The 23,745-nt window shown below is 67.6% G+C and carries 15 protein-coding genes, 3 pseudogenes and 4 riboswitches; of the genes and pseudogenes, 7 read left to right on the forward strand and 11 right to left on the reverse strand.

All coding sequences use genetic code 11. From position 1 onward, the window contains the following. Window positions 1–34: 34 nt before the first annotated feature. From ASG32_RS02665 to ASG32_RS02710, 9 genes and pseudogenes are all read right to left on the reverse strand, one after another. Window positions 35–1,218 (reverse strand): IS3 family transposase gene (locus ASG32_RS02665; RefSeq protein WP_107351911.1). Its coding sequence is split into 2 segments (ribosomal slippage): window positions 35–954 and window positions 954–1,218, totalling 1,185 coding nucleotides; the frame shifts between segments, so codons are not numbered across the junction. A 171-nt stretch (window positions 1,219–1,389) separates the two neighbouring features. Further along, window positions 1,390–1,620 (reverse strand): annotated as a pseudogene (locus tag ASG32_RS02675) (AAA family ATPase); the annotation flags it as partial. A gap of 11 nt (window positions 1,621–1,631) precedes the next feature. Continuing rightward, window positions 1,632–2,597 carry a hypothetical protein gene (locus ASG32_RS02680; RefSeq protein WP_056522314.1) on the reverse strand — a complete coding sequence of 322 codons (966 nt, stop codon included), beginning with the start codon at window positions 2,595–2,597 and terminating at the stop codon, window positions 1,632–1,634. After that, window positions 2,575–3,390, reverse strand: a complete 816-nt coding sequence (locus ASG32_RS02685) for an ABC transporter ATP-binding protein (protein WP_056522319.1) — start codon at window positions 3,388–3,390, stop codon at window positions 2,575–2,577. The genes ASG32_RS02680 and ASG32_RS02685 overlap by 23 nt, the downstream gene beginning before the upstream one ends. Further along, window positions 3,387–4,433 (reverse strand): iron ABC transporter permease, encoded by a 1,047-nt coding sequence (locus ASG32_RS02690; RefSeq protein WP_056522323.1) that lies wholly within the window; start codon window positions 4,431–4,433, stop codon window positions 3,387–3,389. The genes ASG32_RS02685 and ASG32_RS02690 overlap by 4 nt, the downstream gene beginning before the upstream one ends. Continuing rightward, a complete protein-coding gene (locus ASG32_RS02695) occupies window positions 4,430–5,263 on the reverse strand; it encodes an ABC transporter substrate-binding protein (RefSeq protein ID WP_056522325.1) in 834 nt (277 codons plus the stop codon). The genes ASG32_RS02690 and ASG32_RS02695 overlap by 4 nt, the downstream gene beginning before the upstream one ends. An 8-nt stretch (window positions 5,264–5,271) precedes the next feature. Then, complete coding sequence (locus ASG32_RS02700; RefSeq protein ID WP_056522329.1) at window positions 5,272–7,242, reverse strand: TonB-dependent receptor; 1,971 nt, start codon at window positions 7,240–7,242, stop codon at window positions 5,272–5,274. A gap of 118 nt (window positions 7,243–7,360) precedes the next feature. Then, window positions 7,361–7,570, reverse strand: a riboswitch (cobalamin riboswitch). Between the two features lie 97 nt (window positions 7,571–7,667). Beyond that, window positions 7,668–8,605 (reverse strand): annotated as a pseudogene (locus tag ASG32_RS02705) (HoxN/HupN/NixA family nickel/cobalt transporter). Window positions 8,606–9,274: 669 nt separating this feature from the next. Next, complete coding sequence (locus ASG32_RS02710) at window positions 9,275–11,416, reverse strand: TonB-dependent receptor (RefSeq protein WP_199866070.1); 2,142 nt, start codon at window positions 11,414–11,416, stop codon at window positions 9,275–9,277. Window positions 11,417–11,538: 122 nt separating this feature from the next. Continuing rightward, window positions 11,539–11,735: riboswitch (cobalamin riboswitch) on the reverse strand. Between the two features lie 266 nt (window positions 11,736–12,001). Beyond that, window positions 12,002–12,213: riboswitch (cobalamin riboswitch) on the forward strand. A gap of 614 nt (window positions 12,214–12,827) precedes the next feature. On the opposite strand from ASG32_RS02710, the gene ASG32_RS33660 reads away from it, so the two are divergent. From ASG32_RS33660 to ASG32_RS02735, 7 genes are all read left to right on the forward strand, one after another. Then, window positions 12,828–13,301 carry a hypothetical protein gene (locus tag ASG32_RS33660; protein WP_157861890.1) on the forward strand — a complete coding sequence of 158 codons (474 nt, stop codon included), beginning with the start codon at window positions 12,828–12,830 and terminating at the stop codon, window positions 13,299–13,301. A 70-nt stretch (window positions 13,302–13,371) separates the two neighbouring features. Next, the gene (locus tag ASG32_RS32080) at window positions 13,372–13,707 is read left to right on the forward strand and encodes a hypothetical protein (protein ID WP_244491780.1); all 336 of its coding nucleotides are present in this window, start codon (window positions 13,372–13,374) and stop codon (window positions 13,705–13,707) included. Window positions 13,708–14,048: 341 nt separating this feature from the next. After that, window positions 14,049–14,258: riboswitch (cobalamin riboswitch) on the forward strand. A gap of 108 nt (window positions 14,259–14,366) precedes the next feature. Beyond that, the gene (locus tag ASG32_RS02715) at window positions 14,367–16,592 is read left to right on the forward strand and encodes a TonB-dependent siderophore receptor (RefSeq protein ID WP_056522335.1); all 2,226 of its coding nucleotides are present in this window, start codon (window positions 14,367–14,369) and stop codon (window positions 16,590–16,592) included. A gap of 26 nt (window positions 16,593–16,618) precedes the next feature. After that, entirely contained in the window at window positions 16,619–18,184 is a 1,566-nt protein-coding gene (locus tag ASG32_RS02720; RefSeq protein ID WP_056522338.1) for an ABC transporter substrate-binding protein, read from the forward strand. Next, on the forward strand, window positions 18,181–19,119 hold the full coding sequence (locus ASG32_RS02725; protein ID WP_056522342.1) for an ABC transporter permease: 939 nt from the start codon (window positions 18,181–18,183) through the stop codon (window positions 19,117–19,119). Before ASG32_RS02720 ends, ASG32_RS02725 begins: the two co-directional genes overlap by 4 nt. Next, entirely contained in the window at window positions 19,119–19,952 is an 834-nt protein-coding gene (locus tag ASG32_RS02730; protein ID WP_107351912.1) for an ABC transporter permease, read from the forward strand. The genes ASG32_RS02725 and ASG32_RS02730 overlap by 1 nt, the downstream gene beginning before the upstream one ends. Further along, a complete protein-coding gene (locus tag ASG32_RS02735; RefSeq protein WP_056522347.1) occupies window positions 19,949–21,334 on the forward strand; it encodes an ATP-binding cassette domain-containing protein in 1,386 nt (461 codons plus the stop codon). Before ASG32_RS02730 ends, ASG32_RS02735 begins: the two co-directional genes overlap by 4 nt. Window positions 21,335–21,769: 435 nt before the next feature. On the opposite strand, the gene ASG32_RS02740 is transcribed toward ASG32_RS02735, so the two are convergent. Then, on the reverse strand, window positions 21,770–22,582 hold the full coding sequence (locus tag ASG32_RS02740) for a transglutaminase family protein (protein ID WP_056522351.1): 813 nt from the start codon (window positions 22,580–22,582) through the stop codon (window positions 21,770–21,772). A gap of 243 nt (window positions 22,583–22,825) precedes the next feature. Further along, window positions 22,826–23,745: pseudogene (groEL, locus tag ASG32_RS34870) on the reverse strand (chaperonin GroEL); the annotation flags it as partial.

Genomic DNA, 23,745 nt, shown 5'->3' on the forward strand with positions numbered 1-23,745 from the left:
TGACCTGCCCCCACGAGGTGGTCCGAGTTCAAAATTAGTGCAGGGTCGGCCTCTGCTCTACGGGTAGCTTGGCCGCCGGAGCCGGTCGGGCGAGCGCAGTCGGCCAAGCGGTCATGGCTGGCACGAACACCTCCGGCGCTGGTGGCTTGTAGCCAAGCGCACCGTGCGGGCGGATCGTGTTGTAGTGCCGACGCCAGCTTTCGATGATGATCTGTGCCTCCTTCAGGGTGTAGAAAATCTCGCCGTTCAGAAGTTCATCCCGCAATCGCGCGTTGAAGCTTTCRACAAAGCCGTTCTCCCACGGTGAGCCTGGCGCGATGTAGGCGGCCTTCGCGCCAATGGCCGCAATCCAGGACTGTACCGACTTGGCGATGAACTCGGGCCCATTATCGGAGCGAACGTGCTCGGGCACGCCGCGCAGGATAAACAGGTCCGAGAGCACGTCGATCACGTCAGCTCCCTTCAGCTTRCGCGCAACGCGGATCGCCAGACATTCGCGGGTGAACTCGTCGACGACGTTGAGCATCCGGAACTTGCGCCCGTCATGGGTGCGCGCCTCGACGAAGTCGTAGGCCCACACGTGATCGCGCCGCTCCGGTTTGAGCCGGATGCAGGAACCATCCCCGTCCCRCAGTCGGCCCTTCTTCTGCTGGCGGCCGGGCACCTTGAGCCCTTCGCGCCGCCAGATCCGCTCGACCCGCTTGTCGTTGACCAACCAGCCGGCCGCCTTCAGCAGCGCGCCGATCTTCCGGTAGCCGTAGCGCCCGTACCGGCGAGCCAGCTCCACGAGATCGGCGGTCAGCGCCGCCTCATCATCTCTGCCCCGCGGCACCTTGCGCTGCGTCGAACGATGCTGACCGAGCGCACGGCACGCGCGGCGCTCGGAGACGTCCAGGACGTCCATCACATGCGCGATGCAGGCGCGTCGGCGCGCGGGGCTGGTCAGTTTCCCCGGGCAGCCTCCTGCAGGATCAGCTTGTCGAGCGTGAGATCCGCAATCGCCTTCCGGAGCCGCTGGTTCTCGGTCTCCAGATCCTTCATGCGCCGGACCTGGTCGCTCTTCAGGCCGCCGTACTCCTTGCGCCAGCGGTAGTACGTCACCTCCGTCACGCCGATCGAGCGGATCGCGTCCCCGACGCTCTGGCCTTGAGAGACCAGCACATCCACCTGCCGCAGCTTGGCGACGACATCCTCCGGCTTGTGCCGCTTCGTTCCCATCTGTCCGTCCTCGTCCTGGCCCGAAAGCCATACCTCAGGGCGGACCACTTCACTGGGGGCGGATCANCGACGACATCCTCCGGCTTGTGCCGCTTCGTTCCCATCTGTCCGTCCTCGTCCTGGCCCGAAAGCCATACCTCAGGGCGGACCACTTCACTGGGGGCGGATCACGACCTTCACGCCGTGGAGCAATCGGCGCGCCCTCTCGTCCCAGTCAGTCCGGCGCACCTGCCAGTAGACCTGACGGTCCGGCGGCCAGAATGTCTGGCGCAGGTCGTCCAGGGTGAGGTGCACCCAGCCCTGCAGCGGGTCGTACCGGCGCGCGTAGGTCGTCTTGCCCGCGCCGGGGCACCCAATCAGCCCCACCACCCTCTGCCGGCGCGGGGGTGCCTCAACGTCCATGGAGCGCTGGGTCAGGCATGGTTGGTGGCGTCCTCGTCCTCGTCGAGCTCGGGGTCGGCCTCGACGGTCTCACCGCGCAGGTAGCGCGCCTGGACCTCGGCGACACGGCGGGCAGCCTGCGCGTGGCGGTTCGACACGAGGCTGTCCGGGCCGAGGTCCCCGCCGCGCTTGGCTGAGAGCAGGTCCGGGTCTCCCCACCGGTCGAGGAGCACCTGGAAGGCGTCATGCCGGGCCACGTCGAAGGCGATCCGCTGGCCCATCATGTCCTTGTAGGGGTGAGCCGGATGAATGCCGGCGCAGGGAACCCAGCCCGCCGGGATCGGGGTGGTCGCCCCATGAGTGCGGCCGCCGCGCAGGAGCTTGGGCAGGACGTGGGTGTGAGGGCCCTCCGGGCTGGTGCCGCCAGGGCCCGGGATCGGGGCATAGACCTCGATGCGGCCGACCCGGGCGAGGAACACCCGGTGGGGGCTCAGCGCGACGAGCTGGCGACCGATGGGGTTCGCAGGATCGAACAGCGGCAGTCCGACGCCAGACCGCAGGCAGGCGATGGCCTCCGGGTCGCTCGTGCGCACGCAGGCATCGACCGCCAAGAGGCCGAGGCCCAGATCGAACAGGATGGCGTCGCGGTCCCGTTCGCGGGCGGCGTCCCGGTCCGGGCCGAGTTCCATCACCACGCCGCGCCGGTTCATCGCGCAGCTCGCCTCAGGCAGACAAAGGGCGACGGCGTGGTTCCAGCCGGTCACGACGGCGGTCTCGTAGGCCACCGGACGCAGGTCGGGACTGGGAGCGAGCGCGATGGCGCCCCGCTCCGTCGCCATGCCCATGCGCCCGTCCGGCAGCGGCGACGTGGCCTCGTCGGGGTCGCGCATGAACTCGGCGATGGCCCCGAAGCTGCCGAGGCTCCAGGCGGTGCCGGGGTCGGCCAAAGCTTCTTGCAGCAGGGTCGTGACCGCGTCAGCCCGTGGTGGTGACGTCATCGCGTTCCTCCGTCTGAGCCCCGGACCGCGCCCAGGGCAGGATGTATCGTGTTCCGTCCGAAGCCCAGCCCCGCTCGGCCTTGACGCCGAACACCCTGGCGAGCAGGACGTCGGTCAGGGCTTCCTCCGGGGTACCGTCCGCGATGAGGCGGCCACCGGCCAGCACGACGAGGCGGTCGCAGAACCGGGCCGCGAGCGTCAGGTCGTGCAGCACGGCGACGACGCCGGTGCCGTCCCGGGAGACGCTCCGAAGAAGCGCCATCGCGTCGAGTTGGTGTGCTGGGTCGAGGGCCGTGACCGGTTCGTCGACGAGAAGCCATGGCGCCTCGACCGCGAGCGCTCGGGCGAGCAACGCGCGCATGCGCTCTCCCGAGGAAAGGGTCGGCTCCGTTCGGTCGGCGAGGTGGGCAATGTCTGTACGCGCCATAGCCCGCGCCACCGCAATCTCGTCGACCTCGGCCAGGGATGCGAAGGCGCGCCGGTGCGGCAGCCGGCCGAGTGCCACGATCTCGCGAACCGTCATCGGCCAGCCGACGCCGCCCCCCTGGAACAGGGCGGCGATGCGGCGGGCACGCTCCTCGCGGGCCAAGCCGGCGAGTGGACGGCCGTCGAGGTCGACCCGGCCCCGCGCTGGGGTGATCAGCCCGGCCAGGACGCGAAGAAGCGTGGTCTTGCCGGCCCCGTTCGGGCCGACCAGCCCGACGAAGCGGCCCGGCCGAACGGTCAGTCCCATGTCCGAGAGGATGGTTCGGCCATCCAGCGTCACTAGGGCATCCTGCAGCCCGAGGCTCATGCCCGCCTCCCACGGCTGCGCAGGAGCAGCACGATCAGGAACGGCGCCCCGACCAGAGCGGTCACCACTCCGAGCTTGAGTTCCGGCCGGGTGGCGAGCAGGCGCACGCCGATATCCGCCGCGAGGACCAGGACTGCTCCCGCGAGGCCGCTCGGCAGCAGGCACGCGCCGGGGCGGCCACCGACGAGGGGCCGCATCAGATGCGGCACGACGAGGCCGACGAAGCCGATGGCTCCGGACACCGCGACCCCGCTGCCGACGGCCAGGGCCGCACCGGTGACGAGTCGCAGGCGCACGGAAACGAGGCCGACCCCGAGGCTCGCGGCGGTGTCCTCGCCGAGCGTCAGGGCGTCGAGGGCGGAACCGGTCGACAGCATGAGGGCCCAGCCGACAGCCATCAGGGGCAGGCATAGGAACACGTGGTCCAGGCTGCGGTCGCTGAGCGAGCCCATCAGCCAGAACATGATCTCCAGGGCCGCATAGGGGTTCGGCGACAGGTTCAGTGCCAGCGCGGTCAGCGCCCCGGCCAGGCTGGACAGGCCGACTCCCGCGAGGATCAGCCCGAGGGTGCTGCTGCCGCGGGCGGCGAGCGCATTCAGGAGGAGCGCGGCGACGCCGGCGCCGGCGATGCCGCCGAGCGGTAGGGCGAGGCTCAAGGTTCCGGCGAGACCGCCGTAGAAGACGACCACCGCGCCCAGCGCCGCCGCCGAGGAGATGCCGAGGATGCCCGGGTCCGCGAGCGGGTTGCGCAGGTAGCCCTGCATCGCCGCGCCGGTCAGGCCGAGGCTGAAGCCGACCAGAGCTCCGAGCAGGGCGCGCGGAATACGAAGTTCCCACAGGACCAAGGCCGGCAGCGTCGTGCGGCCGGCGACGAGGTCTGCGAAGGCGGCGGGCACGTCGAAGGGCGCGTAGCCGATGGCGATGGAGGCGAGCGTCAGCGCGACGGTAGACAGGCCGAGGATAGCGATGACGGCGCGCTGGGCCCGCGGTGTGCCGAGGCGCCGGGATGCCGCGGAGCTGAGCGCAGTGATGGGGGCGTTCATGGTCCGGGCGCCCGCTCATTCGCAGCCTCGGCGAGCCGAGCCACGACCTCGGCGACCTGCGGCCCCGGACAGGTCCAGAAGCGGTTCGGGATGTCGACCGTCCGATGCGCTCGTGCGAGGACCTGGAAGACGGGATGGTGCAGGACTGTGTCGGCGAGCGAGGGCGAGCCCGGTGCGCCCTCGTCGACGACGATCAGGTCCGGGTTCGCCAGCGCCGCCGCTTCGAGGGGGACCTGCCCGAAACGGTCCCGCCCGATTTCGGCCGAGACGTTGACGAGGCCGGCGGCGCGGATCAGCGCGTCTCCGAGCCCGGCGGGTGCGACCGTGAAGGCGTTCGGACGCATCACCAGCGCGCGAAGGGGCTGCTTAGCCGGTATGATGGCGGTGAGACGCGCATCGAGTGCCGCGACCATGGCCTCGCCCCGTTCGGCGTGGCCGAGCGCCGCCGCGACCTGCCGGATCTGGGCGCGGACGCCGTCCAGGTCGGTCGGCACGCCGAGTTCGAGCACAGGGGCGCCGACGCGTTTGAGCATGCCCACCGTCGTGCGGGTCGTGAAGGCACCGGCGATCACGAGATCGGGCTTCAGGGCCACGACCTCTTCGGTCAAGCCCCGCGTCACCGGCAGCCCGACCGCCTCGGCCGCGACCGTCGAGCCGCGTGGGTCGCGGGCGAGGTAGGTGACCGCCAGCACCTGATCGCGGTCTGCCAGCCGCAGGACGAGCTCGTCGGCGCACAGGTTCATCGAGACAACGCGCACGGGTGCCGCCGCCGCGCCGAACGGTACGGCGGACAAGATGGCCGCGAGTACGAGTGCGATGCGCGTTGGCACCCGCGACCTCAAAACGACGTCACGCGGACGCCGCCGTAGACGGCGAGCCCCGGCCCCTGGAACCCGGTCGGGTTCTGGTAGCGCTGGTCGAACAGGTTATCGATCCGCCCGAACACCGTCAGGGTCTCGCTCCAGGCGTAGTTGACTGACAGGTTCACCAGCGTGAAGCCAGGTGCCTTCAGGCGAGGCACGGAGAAGTCGCGGTTGCCGTCCACGAATGACCCCAGCACGATGAGCGTGCCGGTCATGGTCAGGCCCGGCATCAGGTTCCAGATCGCGGTCGCGCTGACCTTGTTGCGGGGCCGACGCAGCAGCTCCTGCTGGGCGATCTCGTCCTTCGTCACCGTGGTGGTCCAGTCCAGCCGCCCGCTCCAGAACTCGTTGAAGCGCAGGGCGACGAAGCTCTCGGTGCCGTAGGCGGTCGCACGGCCGACGTTCACGTTGGTCGAGAAGGTCGGGTAGTAGGCCGTCTGGATCAGGTTCTTGAAGTCGGTCTGATAGTAGGTCGCACCCACGGTCATGAACCCATCGAACAGCGGCTGCTCGAAGCCGCCGTCGAACCCGAAGCTTTCCTCCGGCCGCAGGTTCGGGTTCCCGAAGAAGCGGAAGCCCGGGTAGTCCTGATAGAGCTGGCTCAGAGTCGGCGGCTTGAAGCCCGTGCCGACGCTGCCCTTCAGGCGGGTCTCGGTGCCGGGCACGATGTAGCTCGGCGCCACCCGAAAGGTGGTCGCGCCGCCGAACTGGTCGTTCGCGTCGTGGCGGATGTTGGCGACCAGCGAGGCGCCCGCGAAGGGTGTCGTCTGAAGCTCGGCGAAGCCGGCGGTGTTGCCGTTGGACCGGTCGATGCCGGTCGTCTCGAAGCGCTCATCCTCGCGCTGGGCACCGAACAGCACGAGGTTGCCGGGTGAGACTTGCCAGTCGCCGCGGTAATCGAACCGGGTTCGTTCACCGAGGTAGGTCGTCGGCGTCGGCGGCGCGAGTGGATCAAGGGGGCCGGCGAACAGGCGGTCGAACTTGGAGTAATTCGCGCCGAAGACGTTGTGGAAGCCCGGCACCGGCGTCCACTCGGCCTCGCCCCTCATAATCAGCTGCTGCTGGTCGTTGAGGTTCCGGTACGGCAGCGGCAGATACGGGAAGCCGCCGTCGGCCTGATCTAGATACGCGCTGTCGGAGAAGCGCAGGACGTAGTTGAGACGGAACTCGTCTGTGAGCTGAGCCCCGAGCTTGGTCGAGACCGTCTTGATGTCGGTGAAGGCTGTCCGAAGCGGCACGCCGCGGGGCAGTAGCTCAAACGGGGTGATCTGGACGGCGGATTGCCGGATGTGGCCGACCGACACCGAGTAGTCGAAGATCCCCTCCGAGCCCGAGATGTTGCCGAACTGGTTGAAGGTGCCGAACGAGCCGCCCTCGACGGTCGCCGTTGCCCGAGCTGGCCCTTCGCCACGCTTGGTCACGACGGAGATGACGCCGCCGATGGCGTCGGCTCCGTAGAGGCCACTCTGCGGCCCGCGCAACACCTCGATCCGCGAGAGGTCGTAGGTCTGCAACTGGCTGAAGTCGAAGGCGCGGTTCGGGGTCGAGGGGTCGTTGACGTCGATGCCGTCGATCTGGACCTTCACGTGGTTCGAGTTGGTTCCGCGGATGAAGACGGAGGTCTGGCCGCCGGCGCCGCCGGTCTGCACGACGTTGAGGCCGGGCACCTGCTGGAGGGCATCCGGCACCGTCCGGCGCTGCTGCTCCTGAAGCAGGTGGTCGGTGAGCACGGTGACACTCGATCCTGTGTTGGCAATCGGCGTCGGCACGCCGGTGGCTGAGACCGAGATCTCGGACAGGGAGACCGCGGCCTGTGCGCCTCCCTGGGCATCGGCGAACGGCGCAGCGACCTGCTGCGCGAGGGCGGGAATGGAGACGAGCAGCGCGGATACGGCGCAGGACGGCGCCAGCGTGCGCCGAAGTGCGGAGGGGACGGAACAGGACAAGGGACGGCCTCGGGGGACGGCTGTGGCACGTCACCGCGAACGAGGCCTCGGCGGTCGCGTCCTCAAGGGAACCACGGCGCCGCGACACCTCCCAGGACACCCCGCCCGGCAAGCTCCGCGTGTGACCACGGCTGACGGCAGGTCTCCTGGCTCGCGGGTCGTCGCCCTCTCATCGTCTTCCCGGGCGAGGCCGCCCAGTGACGTCGTGATGAAGGACTCGCCGCTCACAGTTGCGGGGGCAGCCGCGGCATCGGCCGAGCCCTCACGGGCGTGGCCTCACCGCGTTCCCTTTTGATCCCCGAGGGGAACCGTCGCGCTCAAGCTAGGCTGCGATGCGTCCATCCGTCAACGCACGGAAACACTTTGTTGAGGTGTGTGGCGTCCGGGACGGGTCGGTCGTTGTCCCGGTCGATACCCGTGAGCGGTCAGGGAGCATCTGCCGGTTTTACGTCGATCCGGTCGAACCGGCCGAGGCGATAGATGAGGAACGACAGGAGCCACGCCGCCGCGAACAGGCCTCCGCCAGGAGGTTCAGCGCCTCCAGCGTGCCGACCACCAGCGCGACCACCACCGACACCAGGGTGATGGTGAGATTGTAGAACAGCTTGCGCATGGGCTGGACATAGGCCCAGCTGTAGGCGCCGAGCATCAGCACGCCGTCGGTCGCGTCGACCAGCGTCATGCCGGCGGTGAACAGCGCCGGGAAGACCAGGATCGTCCAGAGATCGATGCCCTGGCTCGCCTGGGCGGCCGAGAGCCCGAACAGGCTCACTTCCGTGGCGGTRTCGAAGCCGAGCGCGAAGAGCAGGCCCAGCGGGTACATGTGCCAGGAGCGCGTCACGAGGCGGAACAGCGGCCGCAGGATCCGGGCGAGGACGCCCTGGTTGGCGAGCAGCATGTCGAGGTCGGCCTCGACGTAGCGGCCGGTGCGCCGCACCTGCCGGAACGCGCGCCAGACCCCCGCGAGGACGACGAGATTGACGAGGCCGATGAGGATCAGGAAGGCGGCCGASACGCCTGTGCCGATCAGGCCGCCGAGTTCCCGGTAGCCTTCCGAGGCCGTGATCAGGCTGGTGGCGGCCAGCGCCACCGCGGCCGCGGCCACCACCACGACGGTGGAATGGCCGAGGGCGAACCAGAAGCCGACCGAGACCGGCCGCTGGCCCGCCTGCATCAGCTTGCGCGTGACGTTGTCGATGGCGGCGATGTGGTCGGGGTCGACCGCGTGGCGCAGCCCGAAGACGTAGGCCAGCAGCGCGGTCGAGAGCAGGGCCGGCTGCCCCGCGAACAGGCTGTAGGCCCAGGACCAGGCGGCGACGTTGGCCGCGATCAGRACGAGGTATCCGGCGCTGCTCGCCAGCATCGAGAAGGATATGGACAGCTTCGACCGGAAGCTGGCCGNGTCGAAGGCGGGATCGATGTCCCGGAGCGACGCCGTGGAGGGCCTGGTTCAGGGCGCGCAGGGGCGTCGCCGCCAGATCGAAGACGGGCATGGGCGAGATCCGTGGGAGCCCGAAGACGTAGGCCAGCAGCGCGGTCGAGAGCAGGGCCGGCTGCCCCGCGAACAGGCTGTAGGCCCAGGACCAGGCGGCGACGTTGGCCGCGATCAGAACGAGGTAAAGCAGCGCCACCCTGCTTCTAATCGAGCGAGGCCTCGCCTGTCGATTGCGAATGGTGCTGACCATCACTTCACTTCAGATGACTGCATCACCATCCCTGAGCCACAGGCGCGACTTGCCGACAATGGAGGGGGCCTTCAAAAGGTCGCCACCGAGGCTCCTCTCACTTGCACAAGATGATGCCAACGAATTCTGCCTTGGAAACGGTCCGTCAGCGATGGTCGAACGAGCGCCCTTTTGCCGGGCACATCAAGGAAAGCCTGCAGCGAAAAAAGGCCTGTGGTGCGCTACGCCCTGACATTCGAGAGCAAGTCGAACGCGAGTTGCACTGGCGTACGCGTCATGAACTCGGCTGATGCGCTCACTCAAGATCTGGACGTTCGTGAAGGGGCCGGCGCCTCGGACCTTCGGCATCAGAACCGCCCGGCGATGGTGAGGCGTACCGCCGTGGGCTCCACTGGGTGGAACACGCGGTCGATCAGCCCCTCGGCGGGCTCGCCCGGAAGGCGCGAGACGTAGGCGTAGGTGATCTGGTCGGACTTGCTGTTCGTCAGATTCAGCACGTCCAGCGAGACGCTCACGCCGTTCACGAAGGCAAAGCCGACCCGCCCGTTGAGGAGCGCGGTCGGACGCGAGCGGATGGAATTGTCCTCGATCAGCGGGCGCGGTCCGAAGTAGCGGAAGCGGAGCGACCCGAACCAGCCGAGCGGCTCGCCGAACGTGACGCCCGCCGACGCGATGGTGGTGGGGGCCTCCGGGACCCGGTTGCCCACGGGGTCGTAGTCCGAGAAACGGGCGTTGGTGATCGTCAGGTCGCCCTCCAACGATAGCCAGGGGGTGACTGCGTAGCGGTTGGTCCATTCCACGCCGAAGCGCCGGGTCGGGCGGCTCGGCTCCGTGGTGCCGGTGTCGCCCTGGAACAGGTTCTCCGAGGCGAAGTCGAGCCGGAACAGGGCGAGGCTCGTCTCCAACCCGGCGATGGAGCGGTTGCGCAGGCCGATCTCGTAGCCCGTGGAGGGGACGAGGAAGGGCGAGCGAGTGGTGTTGAACAGCGAACTTGTCGGATCGACGGTGGCGGTCACGCCGCGCACGTCGTTCGAGTGGAAGCCGCCGCCGTAATTCACGTAGAGCTCGGTGTCGAACCACGGGCCGAGCACGAGGCCGAGCTTTGGGTTGACGATGGCGTCCCGTGCCTTCCCGGAGTTCGCAGGCGTGTCCGAGACGACGCTCGCGTAGTAGCCATCGGCGCGGAATCCGAGGCTGGTTCGCAGCCAGTCGGTCCAGCGCACCCGGTTGTCCAAGTAGAAGGCCCCGCTCGTCTCCAGTACCCGGTCGTCGAGCACGCCGGAGCGGTACTGCCGGTTCGTCGTGTTGAACAGGCCGACCCGGATCGAGTCGGTGCGGGTCTGTACGCCGATCTCGTTCTCCATCGGCAGGCCGAACAGGTCGCCTTGGAAGATGTGCAGCGCCTCGCCGCCGCCGATGATCCGCTGGTCGAGCTGGTGGAACTGGTCCCCGTTGACGGGGTCGTTCAGGAAATAGGTGAAGTCGTTGAATAGGTTGAGCTGGGAGCGGATCACGTAGGCCGAGGCCCGCGTAACGCCGGTGTCGTCTGTTGCGCTGAACCGTCCCGATAGCGAGAACCGCGAGGTGTCGCCACCATCGGTCGGGTTGATCGTGCCGTACCGGCTGATCAAGCCTGAGACGACGGCGCGCTCCGGGATCTGGTTGGTGGCCGTCCACCGAGCTGCGTAGGCCATGCCGGTAACAGAGAAGCCGTCGAGCGCCGTGCCCTGGCTATAGCGGGCGACCGTGCTGATCTTGCGCAGGGCATCCGGCACGGTCCAGGGCCCGTCGTAGATCTGCGCGTCGGCGGCGACGAGTAGGTTGCCTTCAGCGAACGGGGTGGAGGCGATGGAAAGGGCGCGCTTGTAGCCGAACGAGCCGATTGAGGTGAGCGCGAGGTTCTTCTGCACGCTGTCGAGATAGTCGATACGCACTGAACCCGCGGAGGCGAAATCGCCGTCGCGGACGAAGTACGGTCCCTTGTGGAACTCCACCGCGCCGACGAGCTCGGGAATGAGGAAATTGATGTCGGCGTAGCCCTGACCGTGGGCGTGGGTGCGCATGTTGAGCGGCATGCCGTCGAGGAACAGGGCAATGTCGGTGCCGTGGTCGAGATTGAAGCCGCGCAGGAAGAACTGGTTGGCTTTGCCCTCACCAGAGTGCTGCGTGACAATCAAGCCCGGCACTGCTTCCAACACCTCGCCGGGGCGGGTGACGGGCCGGTTGTTGACCTGCGCCCCGGTCAGGATCCCGGCGCTTGCCGAGTCCACACTGAGCAACGAGCCGCCGATACCGGTGATACCGCCGACGTATCCGGCGCTTGCGGCAGGTGCAGCCTGCGGCTTTGCAGCTGCTGTTTCCGAGGTGACCGAGATCTCCTCCAACGTCGTCTCGGAGGTGGAAGCGGCCTGGGCAGTACGATCCTGCGCATGGGACGCGGTCGACAGCGCAGCGAGGCTGCAGCCGGATAGCGCGAGCAGGGCGCGCATTGAACGACGGGACACGAAAGCCTCGACGGCGGCAGTGGCACGTCACCGCGAATGAAGTCGTCGCGCCCGGCTAGAGCCCAGCGCTTCGACACCCATCAGGACACCCCGCCCGACGCGTTTCGCGTGTGACCACGGCTGACGGCAGGTCTCCTGGCTCGCAGGTCACCGCCCTCGCACCGTCTTCCCGGATGATATGCATCCAGTGACGCGGTGGTGCTGGGCTCGCCGCTTACAGTTGCGGGGGCAGCCGTGGCTTCGGGTTGCCCCTAACCATGTTCCCTTTTGATCCCCGAAGGGAAACGTCCGGCAAAGCTTAGCATTCGGGTAACGCTCGCCGTCAAGGCTTGATCCTGTTGTTACGTTTGAACTCGCATTTTCATCCGGGTGGTGTGTCGGGATGGAGACGCCGGCATGTCGCCACCCTCGACGGCGGACGACTGCCTGTCTCGGATCGTCTGGGACCGTCCGAACGATCGGTCTCAACCTATCGATCTGCCTGAACCTCGAAAGGGGCTCTCGTCGCTGGCTCGGTCGGCCGTAGCCGAGCATGTTAACAAGCGGCTTTGACAAACCGCATAGCTTCGCGCCATGCTTGGCTATCGTGGTTCCTCGAACCGGCTTGCCGGCTTGAGGCTAAGAGGGAATTCGGTGAGCCTGAAAGGGTGATGCCGGAGCTGCCCCCGCAACTGTAAGCGGTGAGTCTTTGTCGACAATGGTCACTGGCGTTCGCACCGGGAAGGCCAGCCAGAGACGTTGATCCGTGAGCCAGGAGACCTACCTCGATCGATGAACGTCTCTCGGGCGGGGTGTCCCGGTGGGTCGCTTGCAGCGGCTATGCCGGCTTGGCTTGCCCGCGCCTAGATGCAACGCGTCCGCCTGACCTCTGCCCCTTGTCGATTGGGGTCCGGTCGGTGCCGAATATCCACCCGTGCGTGCTGTTTCCCGCTGCCGGCTCGCTTGCGACGTCGGAGAGATGCGACCCCAACGTCGGGTTCGGCCAACCAAGTTCTGTGGCGCGCAGCGTTCGCAATTCTCCGGGCGACACCGAGAAAATATGCGCGGAGAAGCACAAGCAATTTGATAGTACGCAGCTTCGACGACATCTGCCGTGCGGCTCTGTAATTGATCGCAAAACAGATAAGCCGATATGGCGCCGATACAAATATCCCTTCCTGATTATTGGGCCGCCTCATGAGCGCTATGTGGTGTCGTGCAGCATCCGATACTGGCCAATCAGCCTTCCCTATCCTTCAAATGACAATCGCACGCTTATTGCCCGGATCACTGCCAATCTTATGTGTCGGCTCCAATGCTCGGCTGCCCTGGCGATGCGCTTCATCGCGGCTCGACCTGCAGTGGAGTGCCGGTCGCTGCGCCGCCGCTCGCGCCCGCTGACTGTCAGAGATGCCTGATGCGGGTTCAGCTGACGGAAACGCGGCGCAGCATGGGCGCGCCTCGCCCTACAGTGCTGCGCGGACTGATCGTGCGCTTGCGCGAGATCGAGGGACCAGATCGCGATTTGGATAGCCAGATCGACACGGTCATCCACCGGATCGAGTGGCGGCCATATCGCGATGACGTCAAGATGCTTTGGGGGCACGGTCCAAGCGGTACGGTTCTCCGCCATGGCAAGGATAGTTGTCCCGCCTTCACCGCCAGCCTCGATGCCGCGCAAGAATTGCTGGAACGCATCCTACCTGGATGGTCATGGCAGGTGCATACGGGAAGTCGTTCCGAGGAGGGCTTTCATTGTGCCGTGTGGCGTTCCTGGGGGGCGAATGCGTATCGGAGGCATATCTCCGAGGCCTTCCCGACCCCTGCTCTCGCGATGGTGTTCGCACTCGTAACCGCACTGACGAACGATCCCGAGGCAGATGAACGCTGATCCGAATGTACAATTAGCGAACTAGCACGTGCTGCGCCCAAAGAGCTTTTCACCAGTGCGATCAATCCCGATGAATATCTATCGTTCTCCGATGATACCGAAGCGCCTAGCGTTGACGCTACATCATAACATTGGGCTGCCCGAGGCACGCCGACGCCTCGATCGGCGCGCGAATTGGGCTTTTCGGGATTTGGCGCGAAAAAATATCATCGTTGAATTCGATGAATGGTTCGGCAATAGGTGCGGATTCACAGTCGGCGGCTACGGCCAGAGAGGAAGCGGCGTCATTCAGGTGAACGAAGAGAGTCTTTATGTCGAAGCCCTCGTTCCCTCAATCGTTTGGCAGTTCGCTCCGATGATCGAGGCAGTGGGCCGGTATTATGCGGAGCGCCTGTTATCCGTCTAGGAGGCCGTCTGAGGCAAGGGCTCGAACGGGGCCCATCATCTTCGTATTCGGAGGACGTGCTGTCGCCCATCAGCCGGGTAGGCAAGGTCTGCCACAGGAACGCCCTCAACAGTATGCTCGACTATGAGCCAGTCGATGTTCTGCTCGTCCACGCCTCCGAAGACAATTCTCTGCGGCCAGATCTGGACCAACGACGCGAGGCTGCAGGACCGGAGGCAGCTTCTGTCAGCATATTGGGCCAACCGTCGGCTCTGGCCCGATGCGGCAACGAGCTCCTCCCTCGTTCTACGCGCCGGTGTCTAAGCTGCGTTCAATAGGTTGACTCCTCTTGCTGCAGGACCGATGAGGGACACCGTCAAGGTTCTCACGGTTTCGTGATCGTGAGCTAAGAGGGAATTCGGTGAAGCCCGCAAGGGCGAGGCCGGAGCTGCCCCCGCAACTGTGAGCGGCGAGCCGCTGCCGAGAACGATCACTGGTGCTCTGCACCGGGAAGGTCAGGCAGAGGTGACGACCCGCGAGCCAGGAGACCTGCCTTGGCAATGGTTTTCGTTTCTCGGGCGGGGTGTCCGAAGGGAACGCATGGCCGTGGCAGGCGCTGACCGCCTGCTCTCGCGCAAGCGTGCCTGGAATTGCCCTTGTTCCGGCCAAGGGCTCCCGCAATGCCGCACTGGTCAGGTCTGACGCTCTCGGAGCCACTCCGATTCGCTCACAAGCCCGGTGGCAAGGCCAGTCGTGCCCCGGCGTCCGTGCCCGGCCGGGAACAGACGTGGCCGTGCACGGTCGCTCTGGCAACCTTCCTGACCGTCGGCCTCGATCCGGTCGTCGCGTCCGCGCAGCTGGCCGCCGACGCGACCCAGGAGGTGCGGCTGGACGAGCTGACGGTCCAGGGAAACGGTGGGCCTCGTCTCGTCGCGGATGGCTATCTTGCTAAGCAGAGCGTCAGCGCGACCCGCACGGATACCCCCCTGCGTGAGGTTCCTCAGACCGTTGTCGTCGTCCCGAACCAAGTGCTCGAAGACGCGGCCGCAACCCGGATCGACACCGCCCTCGACCTCGCCGGCGTCGGTCGGGCCAACAACTTCGCAGGCCTCGGGCTCTCGGAATTCACCATCCGCGGCTTCGCCACGGGCGAGTATTACCGCAACGGCTTTCCCATCAACCGCGGCTACCCGAACTCGCCCGATATTGCCTCAATCGAGCGCATCGAGGTTCTCAAGGGCCCCTCGGCCTTCCTCTACGGCCGGGGCGATCCGGGTGGCACCTTCAACATTGTCTCGAAGCAGCCGCTGGCCGCGCGTTCCTTCGCCATCGGCACGCAGTACGGGAGCTTCAACACTAAGCGCAGCACCTTCGATGCGACGGGCGCCGTCAGCGAGGACGGGACGGTCCTGGCCCGTATTACCGGCGCGGTCGAGGACAACGGCAGCTTCCGCGACTTCGTGAGCAGTGACCGCTACTACGTCGCGCCTGCCATTGCGTGGCGCCCCACTGCGGACACGACGATCACGCTCGAAGGCGAGTTGATCAGCGCCGGGCAGATCTTCGACCGGGGCATCGTGCCGTTCCGCGGCAACGTCCTGGCGGTGCCGCGCTCCCGCTACATCGGCGAGCCCGGCCTTGCGCCGTTCCGTAACGACAACGCACTCGGACAGCTGCGTATCGAGCATCGGTTCGATCCCGACTGGGTGCTGACCGCCGGCACGCAGGTGCTGGGCGGCAACATCGCGGGCGACGCTGTGCAGACGGTCGGCATCCTCAACGACGGGCGTACGCTCCGGCGCACCCTGGACCATCGCGAGCTGACCTGGTCCGATCTCGATGTGCAGGTGAATCTCGCCGGCAAGTTCGAGACCGGTCCCTTCCGGCACACCCTGCTGCTCGGCCTGGAGTACGACAGCTACCGCTACCGGGAGGTCATCACCCGGTCGAACTCGACCACCAACCCGTTCTTCCTCGACCTGCTCAACCCCCGCTACGGCCAGGCCCTGCCCCCGCTCACCGTGCCGGGCAGCAACCTCCTGGAGAACACGCAGAGCTACGCCGGATACGTGCAGGACCAGATCGACATCACGCCGCGCCTGCACGCCCTGGTAGGCGTGCGCCTCGAGGATATCGGCCTGACCTCGACCTCCTACATCAACAACACCACGACGCGTCTTCAGGGCACGGCCGCGACGCCGCGCTTCGGTCTCGTCTACGACCTTCTCGACTGGGTCGCCGTCTACGGCAACTACGCGCGCTCGTTCCGGCCGAACAGCGGCACCGACCGCAACTTCCGGCCCTTCGCTTTCCAGGAAGGCGAGGGCTACGAGGTCGGCGCGAAGTTCGACTTGCTCGACGGCCGCCTCAGCGCCACCGCCGCCCTGTTCGACATCACCCGGACGAACGTCCTCACCGCGGATCCGGTGGACCAGAACTTCAGCGTCGCGGCGGGCGAGATCCGCAGCCGCGGCTTCGATCTGAGCGTCGCGGGCTACCTCGCTCCGGGCTGGCGGGTCATCGGGACCTACACCTACGTCGATGCTGCCGTGACCCGCGACAACACCATCCCGGTCGGCTCGCGCGTCGCCAACATCCCCGAGAACGCCTTCGCGTTCCAGAGCGTCTACGAGTTCCAGGGCGGCGCGCTGCGAGGCTTGGGCCTCGGCGGTGGCGTGAACTTCGTCGGCCGCCGCGCGGCGGGCACGGCCGTTTCGACCTTCGACCTGCCCGAATATGCGACCTTCAACCTGATCTCCTACTACCGGATTACGCCGGACGTGCGGGTCTACCTGAATCTCGATAACCTCTTCGACGAGGTCTACTACGACCGCGGCTTCAGCAACCGCTACGCCACGCCGGGCACGCCGCGCCTGATCACCGGCGGCGTCGCCGCCCGCTTCTGATACCTCTCTTCGGAGCCCCGTTCCGCATGACGTTCGTGCCCCGACCACGCCGCGCCGTCCTCCGCGGCTTGCTCGGCCTTGTCGGCCTCCTCGCACTGGCCCCGGCCGCCGGAGCCGCCGAGGACCGAAGCGCGCCCGAGCGCGCGCTGACCGTCGTTGGTCCCTGGGAGGTCGGCGGCCTCGATCCCGCGAGCAACGGCCACGCCTTCACCCGCCTGCAGGTCGCCGAGACCCTCGTTGGCGTCGATACGGCTGGGGCGCCGGCGTCCGGCCTCGCCACCGGATGGACGGTCGCGCCGGACGGCCTAACCTGGCGCTTCCCCCTACGTTCGGGCGTCAGATTCCATGACGGCTCGCCCCTGACCGCGGAGATCGCCGCCGAGAGCCTTCGACGCGCCCGGGCGAATGTCGGTCCGCTCTCGCGCCTCCCCATAGCCACGATCTCGGCCGAGGACGGGGCCGTCGTCGTCGTGCTGAAGCGGCCCTTCGCGCTGCTGCCGGCCTTTCTGGCGAACCACACCACGATCATCCTGGCGCCGGCCTCCTACGACCCGAGTGGGCGGGTCGTCCGGCTCATCGGCACCGGGCCCTATCGCGCCGTTACGGTCGCCCCGCCGCTGCGGATCGAGCTGGAGCGCTTCGACGGCTGGTGGGGCGGACGGCCGGCCATCGCGCGGGCGCGCTACCTCGCCGTCGGCCAGGGCGAGACGCGCGCCCTGATGGCTGAGAGCGGCGAGGCCGACGTCGTGATCTCGATCCTTCCGGTCTCGCTCGCGCGGCTGCGACGGAACCCGAAGCTCGCGGTGCAAACGGTCACCCCACCCCGGACCCGGCTCCTGAAGCTGAATGCAGGCTCACCCCTCTTCTCCGACCCGCGCGCCCGACGCGCGCTGAGCCTCGCCCTCGACCGCGCCGGCCTCGCCAAGGTCCTGCTGCGCAATCCCGGCCTTGGGGCCGACCAGCTCTTCCCGCCCGCCGTCTCAGGCTGGCATGCTGAGGGGATCCCGCCGCTGACCCGCGATCTCGCGCAGGCGCGCCTCCTCCTGGCGCAGGTTGGCTGGCGGCCGGGGACGGACGGCATCCTGGAGCGCGACGGCCGGCGCTTCGCGGCCACCCTGCGCACCTACTCCGCCTGGCCCGAGCTGCCGCCCCTGGCGGCGGCCATCCAGGCGCAAGCCCGCGAGGTCGGCATCGATCTCGCCGTCTCGATCGGCAACACCTCGGACATCCCGGCCCGCCACCGCGACGGCAGCCTCGATCTCGGCCTGATCTCCCGCAGCTTCGCCATGATCCCGGATCCGCTGGGCACGATCCTCCAAGACTTCGGGCCGGACGGGGGTGATTGGGGCGCGATGAACTGGTCGAACGCGGAGACCGCTTCCCTTCTCGACCGGCTCGCCGTCCTCGCCGATCCGGCCGAGCGTGAGCCGCTGCAGCGCAAGCTGGCGGAGATCCTGCAGGCCGAGTTGCCGGTCATCCCGGTGACCTGGGCCGAGTTGGCGGTTGTTGCCAACCGGCGCGTGGCCGGCGTGCGCGCCGATCCACTCGAACGGAGCTACGGGCTCGCCGAGATGCACTGGGGGACGCCATGACGCGGCTTCTCCTCGGACGGCTGACCCAGGCCGCGCTCGTCGCGCTCGTCGTCGGCGGCCTGTGCTTCGCCCTCGTCCGGGTCCTGCCAGGTGACGCGGCCTTCCGCATCGCCGCCGACCGGTACGGCCCGGACGCGCTCACCGCGCAGGCCGCGGAGGCCGTCCGGCAGGAGCTCGGCCTCGACCGACCATGGCCGGAGCTGCTGCTGCACTGGTTCGGCGAGCTCGCCCAGGGGCACCTGGGCAACTCCCTGGTCAGCGGCGAGCCGGTCTCGGAGGAACTCGCGAGCCAGCTCGGGCCCAGCCTGTGGCTCGCCGCCTGCGCCCTCGTCCTGTCCCTGCTGATCGGCCTCCCGCTCGGCCTCGTCAGCGGCCTGCGGGCCGAATCTGGCCTCGACCGGCTCGCGCTGGTCGGAGCCGTGGCGCTGCGGGCCCTGCCGCCCTTCGTGCTGGGCCTCGTCCTGATGCTGGTCTTCAGCATCCGGCTCGAATGGCTGCCGCCGGCCGGCTACGGCACCTGGCGCGAGATGGCGCTTCCGAGCCTGACCCTAGCACTCGGTCTCGCCGCCGTGTCGAGCCGCGTCGCGCGCGACGCCGTCGCCGAGGTCGGGGCCACGACCTACTATCGCTTCGCCCGGCTCAAGGGCCTGCCTGAGCGGGCGGTGCTCGTCCGGCACGGGCTGCGCAACGCCGCCATCCCGGTCGTCACCTATCTCGGCCTCCAGGCGGTCTACCTCATTGAGGGTGTCGTCGTGGTCGAGTCGCTGTTCGCCTATCCGGGCATCGGCCACGCGCTGGTTCATGCCGTCATCGCCCGTGACGTGCCCATGGTTCAGGGCACCGCCCTCGTCATGGGCCTGATGTTCGTCCTCCTCAACCTCGGGGTCGACCTACTCTGCCGGTTCCTCGACCCGCGCCTGGGTGCCACCCGATGATGCTCCAGATGCAGGACCTCACCGGCACGGCGCTGACGCGTCCGACCGCCCGGCCGATCTCGCGCCGGATCGGCCTCGGGCTCCTCGCCCTGCTCGCGGCCTTCGCGCTCCTTGGCCCAATCCTGGTGACCGCCGATCCCGCTCGTCAGGACCTGTCCGCGAGCTTGGCGCCCATCGGCGGCGACTTCCTGCTCGGGGCCGACCATTACGGGCGCAGCCTGCTGGCGCGGCTTGCACACGGGGCTCGGCTTTCCTTCGGCATGGCGCTGCTGACCATGCTGAGCGCGGCGATGCCGGGGCTCCTGCTCGGCGTGCTGGCGGCCTGGCACGGCGGCGTGACGGAGCGGGCCCTCGTAGCCCTGTCCGACATCGTCCTCGCCTTGCCCGGGCTGCTGCTCGTGCTGCTCCTGCTCGCGTTCGCGCCTGGTCACTTCCTGCCGCTTTACCTCGGCCTGTCGCTCTCGCTCTGGGTCGAGTTCTTCCGCGTCGCCCGCACCACCACGGCGCGACTGCTCGTCGAGCCGCGGATCGAGGCCTCGCGCCTGCTCGGCTTCGGGACCTTCTACATTCTGCGCCATCAGGTGTTGCCCGAGATCGCGCCGCTTCTTCTGACGTTGGCCTCCTTCGCGATGGGCACGGCCATCCTGGCGATCTCGACCCTGTCGGCGATCAGCGTCGGGCTGCAGCCGCCGACGCCGGAGCTCGGCAGCATGATTGTCGAGCTCCTGCCCTACTACGCCGAGGCGCCACTGGCGGTCTTGATGCCCGGCATCCTGATCTTCCTGCTGGTGCTCGGCCTGCAGCTCACCGCCCGCGGGGGAACGGTCCGGTGACGGCAGCCCTGCGCATCGAGGATCTCACAATCCGCACAGGGGACCGGGTCCTGGTCTCCGGCTTCTCGGCCTCGGTCGGGCGGGGCGAGCCGCTCACGCTGCTCGGCGAGTCTGGCTCGGGCAAGTCGCTCGTGGCCCAGGCCATCATGGGGACCCTGCCGCCGAGCCTTGTGGCGAGCGGGCGCATCCTCCTCGACGGCGCGGACCTCCTACGCCTCGACGAGGTGGCCCGACGAAGCCTGTGGGGACGGCGCATCGGCCTCCTCCCCCAGGAGCCCTGGACCGCCCTCGATCCGACCATGCGCGCGAAGGGCCAACTCGCCGAGGTCCACCGGTATGTGCATCGGCGCCGAGACGCGGACAGCCTCGCGGCCATGGGGCTCAGTGAGGTCGCCCTCGCCGATGCGGGCGGGCATTACCCGTTCCAGATGTCGGGCGGCATGTGCCAGCGCCTGGCGCTTGCTATGGCGCACGCGGCTGACACCCCGCTGCTTCTGGTCGATGAACCCAGCAAGGGCCTCGACGGCGTCCTGCGTGCCGACGTTGTCGCGCGGCTGCGGCGGGAGATCGCGACAGGACGTTTGCTGCTCACCATCACGCACGACATCGCCTTGGCGCGTGCACTCGGCGGCACGGCCTGCGTGATGCTCGACGGGCAGGCGGTTGAGGCTGGGCCGACGGCGGGTCTCCTCGATGCGCCGATCCATGCCTACACGCGGGCGCTGATCAATGCCGACCCAAGTGCCTGGTCACCTCGCGCGTCAAGGCAGCCGGGCTCCTCAGTGATCGAGGGGACTGGCTTGGCCAAGGCGTTCGGGCGCCGGCAGCTGTTCACAGACCTGAGCGTCCATGTCCGGGAGGGAGAGATCGTCGCCGTGGTGGGGCCGAGCGGCAGTGGCAAGACCACGCTCGGGAATATTCTCATCGGCACCGAGCGGCCGGATTGCGGCTGGGTCCGGCGAATGCCGGGCATCGTCCCGACTAGGTTCCAGAAGCTCTACCAGGATCCTCCGGCGGCCTTTGTGTCGCACCAGACCTTGGGTCGAGCGTTCGACCACCTGGCGCGAAGGCATGGCTTGGCTCAGGAGCGGATTGAGCAGCTGCTCACGCGCCTCAAGCTCTCGCCTGGCCTCCGAGATCAGCGCCCCGGCGAGCTCTCGGGCGGCGAGCTGCAGCGCTTCGCCCTCGCACGCGTGCTGCTGCTCGATCCCGTCTTCTTGTTCGCGGACGAGGCGACGTCACGGCTCGATCCCATCAACCAGATGGAGGTTGCAGGTTTGCTTCGCGAGGCCAACGAGCGGGACGGTCTCGCAATCCTCTTCGTCACGCATGATACGGCGTTGGCCGAGCAGATTGCGGACCGATCAATTATGCTGCGATAGTGGGAAGCTCTCATATCTAAGCGTTCGGTCCGTGAGCTTCGCCGCCCTACGCTGCACGTCCGCTTCGAGGGTGACAGCGGTTGATCGCGGCGGGTGCCCTGGATACCTGCGAAGGGTAACTCTTGGGCCTTCATCCGAGCCGTGAAGAATGTCCGGTTCACCGCCTTGCCTGCTACGAAGCGGACCAGCAGCTTTCGGCCAGACTACGTCATGCCAGAACGCCGTCACGCGCAGAACCGGACGTTCGGTTTCGCGCCCAAGTCGGTCATTCAACTTGTTTGAATAACGCCCAACAAGCAGACATCAGCGCTGCATTTATTGATCTGCATCGAGGACGCGACACGAATTCGCGGTATCTTGGATGCGGCTTGATGGCTTTTGTAGTCAAACGGTCAACGGCTGCAAGCAGCCAACGCCGCATTCAGAAGTCCGCGGTTATATGGGAGGCGCTTCTTCCGTCGTCACGTGGAACGCGACGAGTTCGTTGGGGCCAAAGGTCAGCGTCAACGGGACATCCGCGGCGTCCCGACCATAGGCAATCAGAATCCGACCGATGCGTGAACTGTTGTTGCGCGGATCAAATGTGTGCCAGCGGCCCCCGAGAAAGACCTCCATCCAGGCGGCAAAATCGCCGGGCGCATGGGGCAGCGGCAGACCGATGTCGCTGACATATCCGTTGCAGTAGCGTGCCGGGATGTTGAGACACCGGCAGAACGCGATCGCCAGATGCGCATAATCACGGCAGACGCCCCGCTGCTCCTCGAATGCATCGAAGGCCGTCCGCGTTGCCCGAGCATGCTCGTATCCGAAGGTAATTCGATCATGGACGTAGTCGCAGATCGCCTGCACACGCCCCCAGCCCGGCGGCAGGTGGCCGAACAGATCCCAGGCGATCGATGACAGACGATCGGTCTCACAGTACCGACTGCCGAGGAGGAACAGCACCGTGTCCGACGGCAACGTCTCGATGGCGGTCTCCCCAGCGTTGGAGACCTCCGGGTCGCCGCCGCCGGGGTCCCGCACGATCGTGTCGGTCCGCAGCTTGAAGCGGCCAGCCGGGGCAACCATGCGGCTGCACCAGTTCCCAAAACTGTCACGGTAGCCCTGGACCGGCACAGCGGGGGTCGTGATCAGGTAGTCGGGTCGTTCGAGATCCGAGAAGCGCGATGCGTGGACGTTGAGCGTCGCGATGACGGGGGTGGGCTGCGGAAACTCGTAGGTCATCTCGCAGCCGACGAGAATGCGCATGTGCGTTGCCCTCAGGAGCGACTTCGGAATCGGCCGCCGCCGCGGCCTCCCGCGTCTCGGGCCGCCTCGCGGCGCCAGACGCGGGTATCGAACGCGATGACACGGCGCCGATGGACGGGAACGCCTCGGTCCCGTGCACCCGCAGCACCGGAGCGGGGCCGGTCCCCACATCCCGGCCCGCGTGATACGCCCCGACGAGCCGGCATCCGGCTCGTCGGGTATCACTGGAACTGGTTTGGTAGCTCAGAAGTCCATGCCGCCCATGCCGCCGCCGCCGCCCGGCATCGGGGGGGCCTCCTTCCGCGGAGCCTCGGCGATCATGGCCTCGGTGGTCACCAGCAGGCCGGCGACCGAAGCCGCGCCCTGAATGGCCGCACGGACGACCTTGGCCGGATCGACGATGCCGGCCTGAAGCATGTCGACATACGCTTCGGTCTGGGCGTCGAAGCCGAACGTCGAAGAGGCATCGGCGAGGATCTTACCGACCACGATCGAGCCCTCGACGCCCGAGTTCTGGGCGATCTGGCGCAGCGGCGCCTCAAGGGCCTTCAGGACGATCTTGATGCCGGCCTGGACGTCGGGGTTGTCGCTTGAGAGAGCCTGAACAGCCGGCGTGGCGCGCAGCAGCGCGGTGCCGCCGCCCGGGACGATGCCTTCCTCGACCGCCGCGCGGGTGGCGTTGAGGGCGTCGTCGACGCGGTCCTTCTTCTCCTCACCGCGACGCCGCCCGCSAGCTTGGCCAGGCGCTCCTGRAGCTTCTCGCGGTCGTAGTCCGAGGTGGTCTCCTCGATCTGCGCCTTGATCTGCGAGATGCGGCCCTCGATGTCGGACTTCTCGCCGACGCCGTCGATGATCGTGGTGTTCTCCTTCTCGATGCGCACGCGCTTGGCGCGGCCGAGCATGGGGAGCGTCACGTTCTCGAGYTTGATGCCGAGRTCCTCGGCGATCATCTGRCCCTTGGTCAGGATCGCGATGTCCTCGAGCATCGCCTTSCGGCGGTCACCGAAGCCCGGCGCCTTGACGGCCGCGACCTTSAGGCCGCCGCGGAGCTTGTTGACGACGAGGGTGGCCAGAGCYTCGCCCTCGATGTCCTCGGCGATGATCAGGAGCGGCTTGCCGGTCTGAACGACGGCCTCGAGCACCGGCAGCATGGCCTGGAGCGA

Source organism: Methylobacterium sp. Leaf361 (assembly GCF_001424445.1).
In the GTDB taxonomy this organism is placed as follows: domain Bacteria; phylum Pseudomonadota; class Alphaproteobacteria; order Rhizobiales; family Beijerinckiaceae; genus Methylobacterium.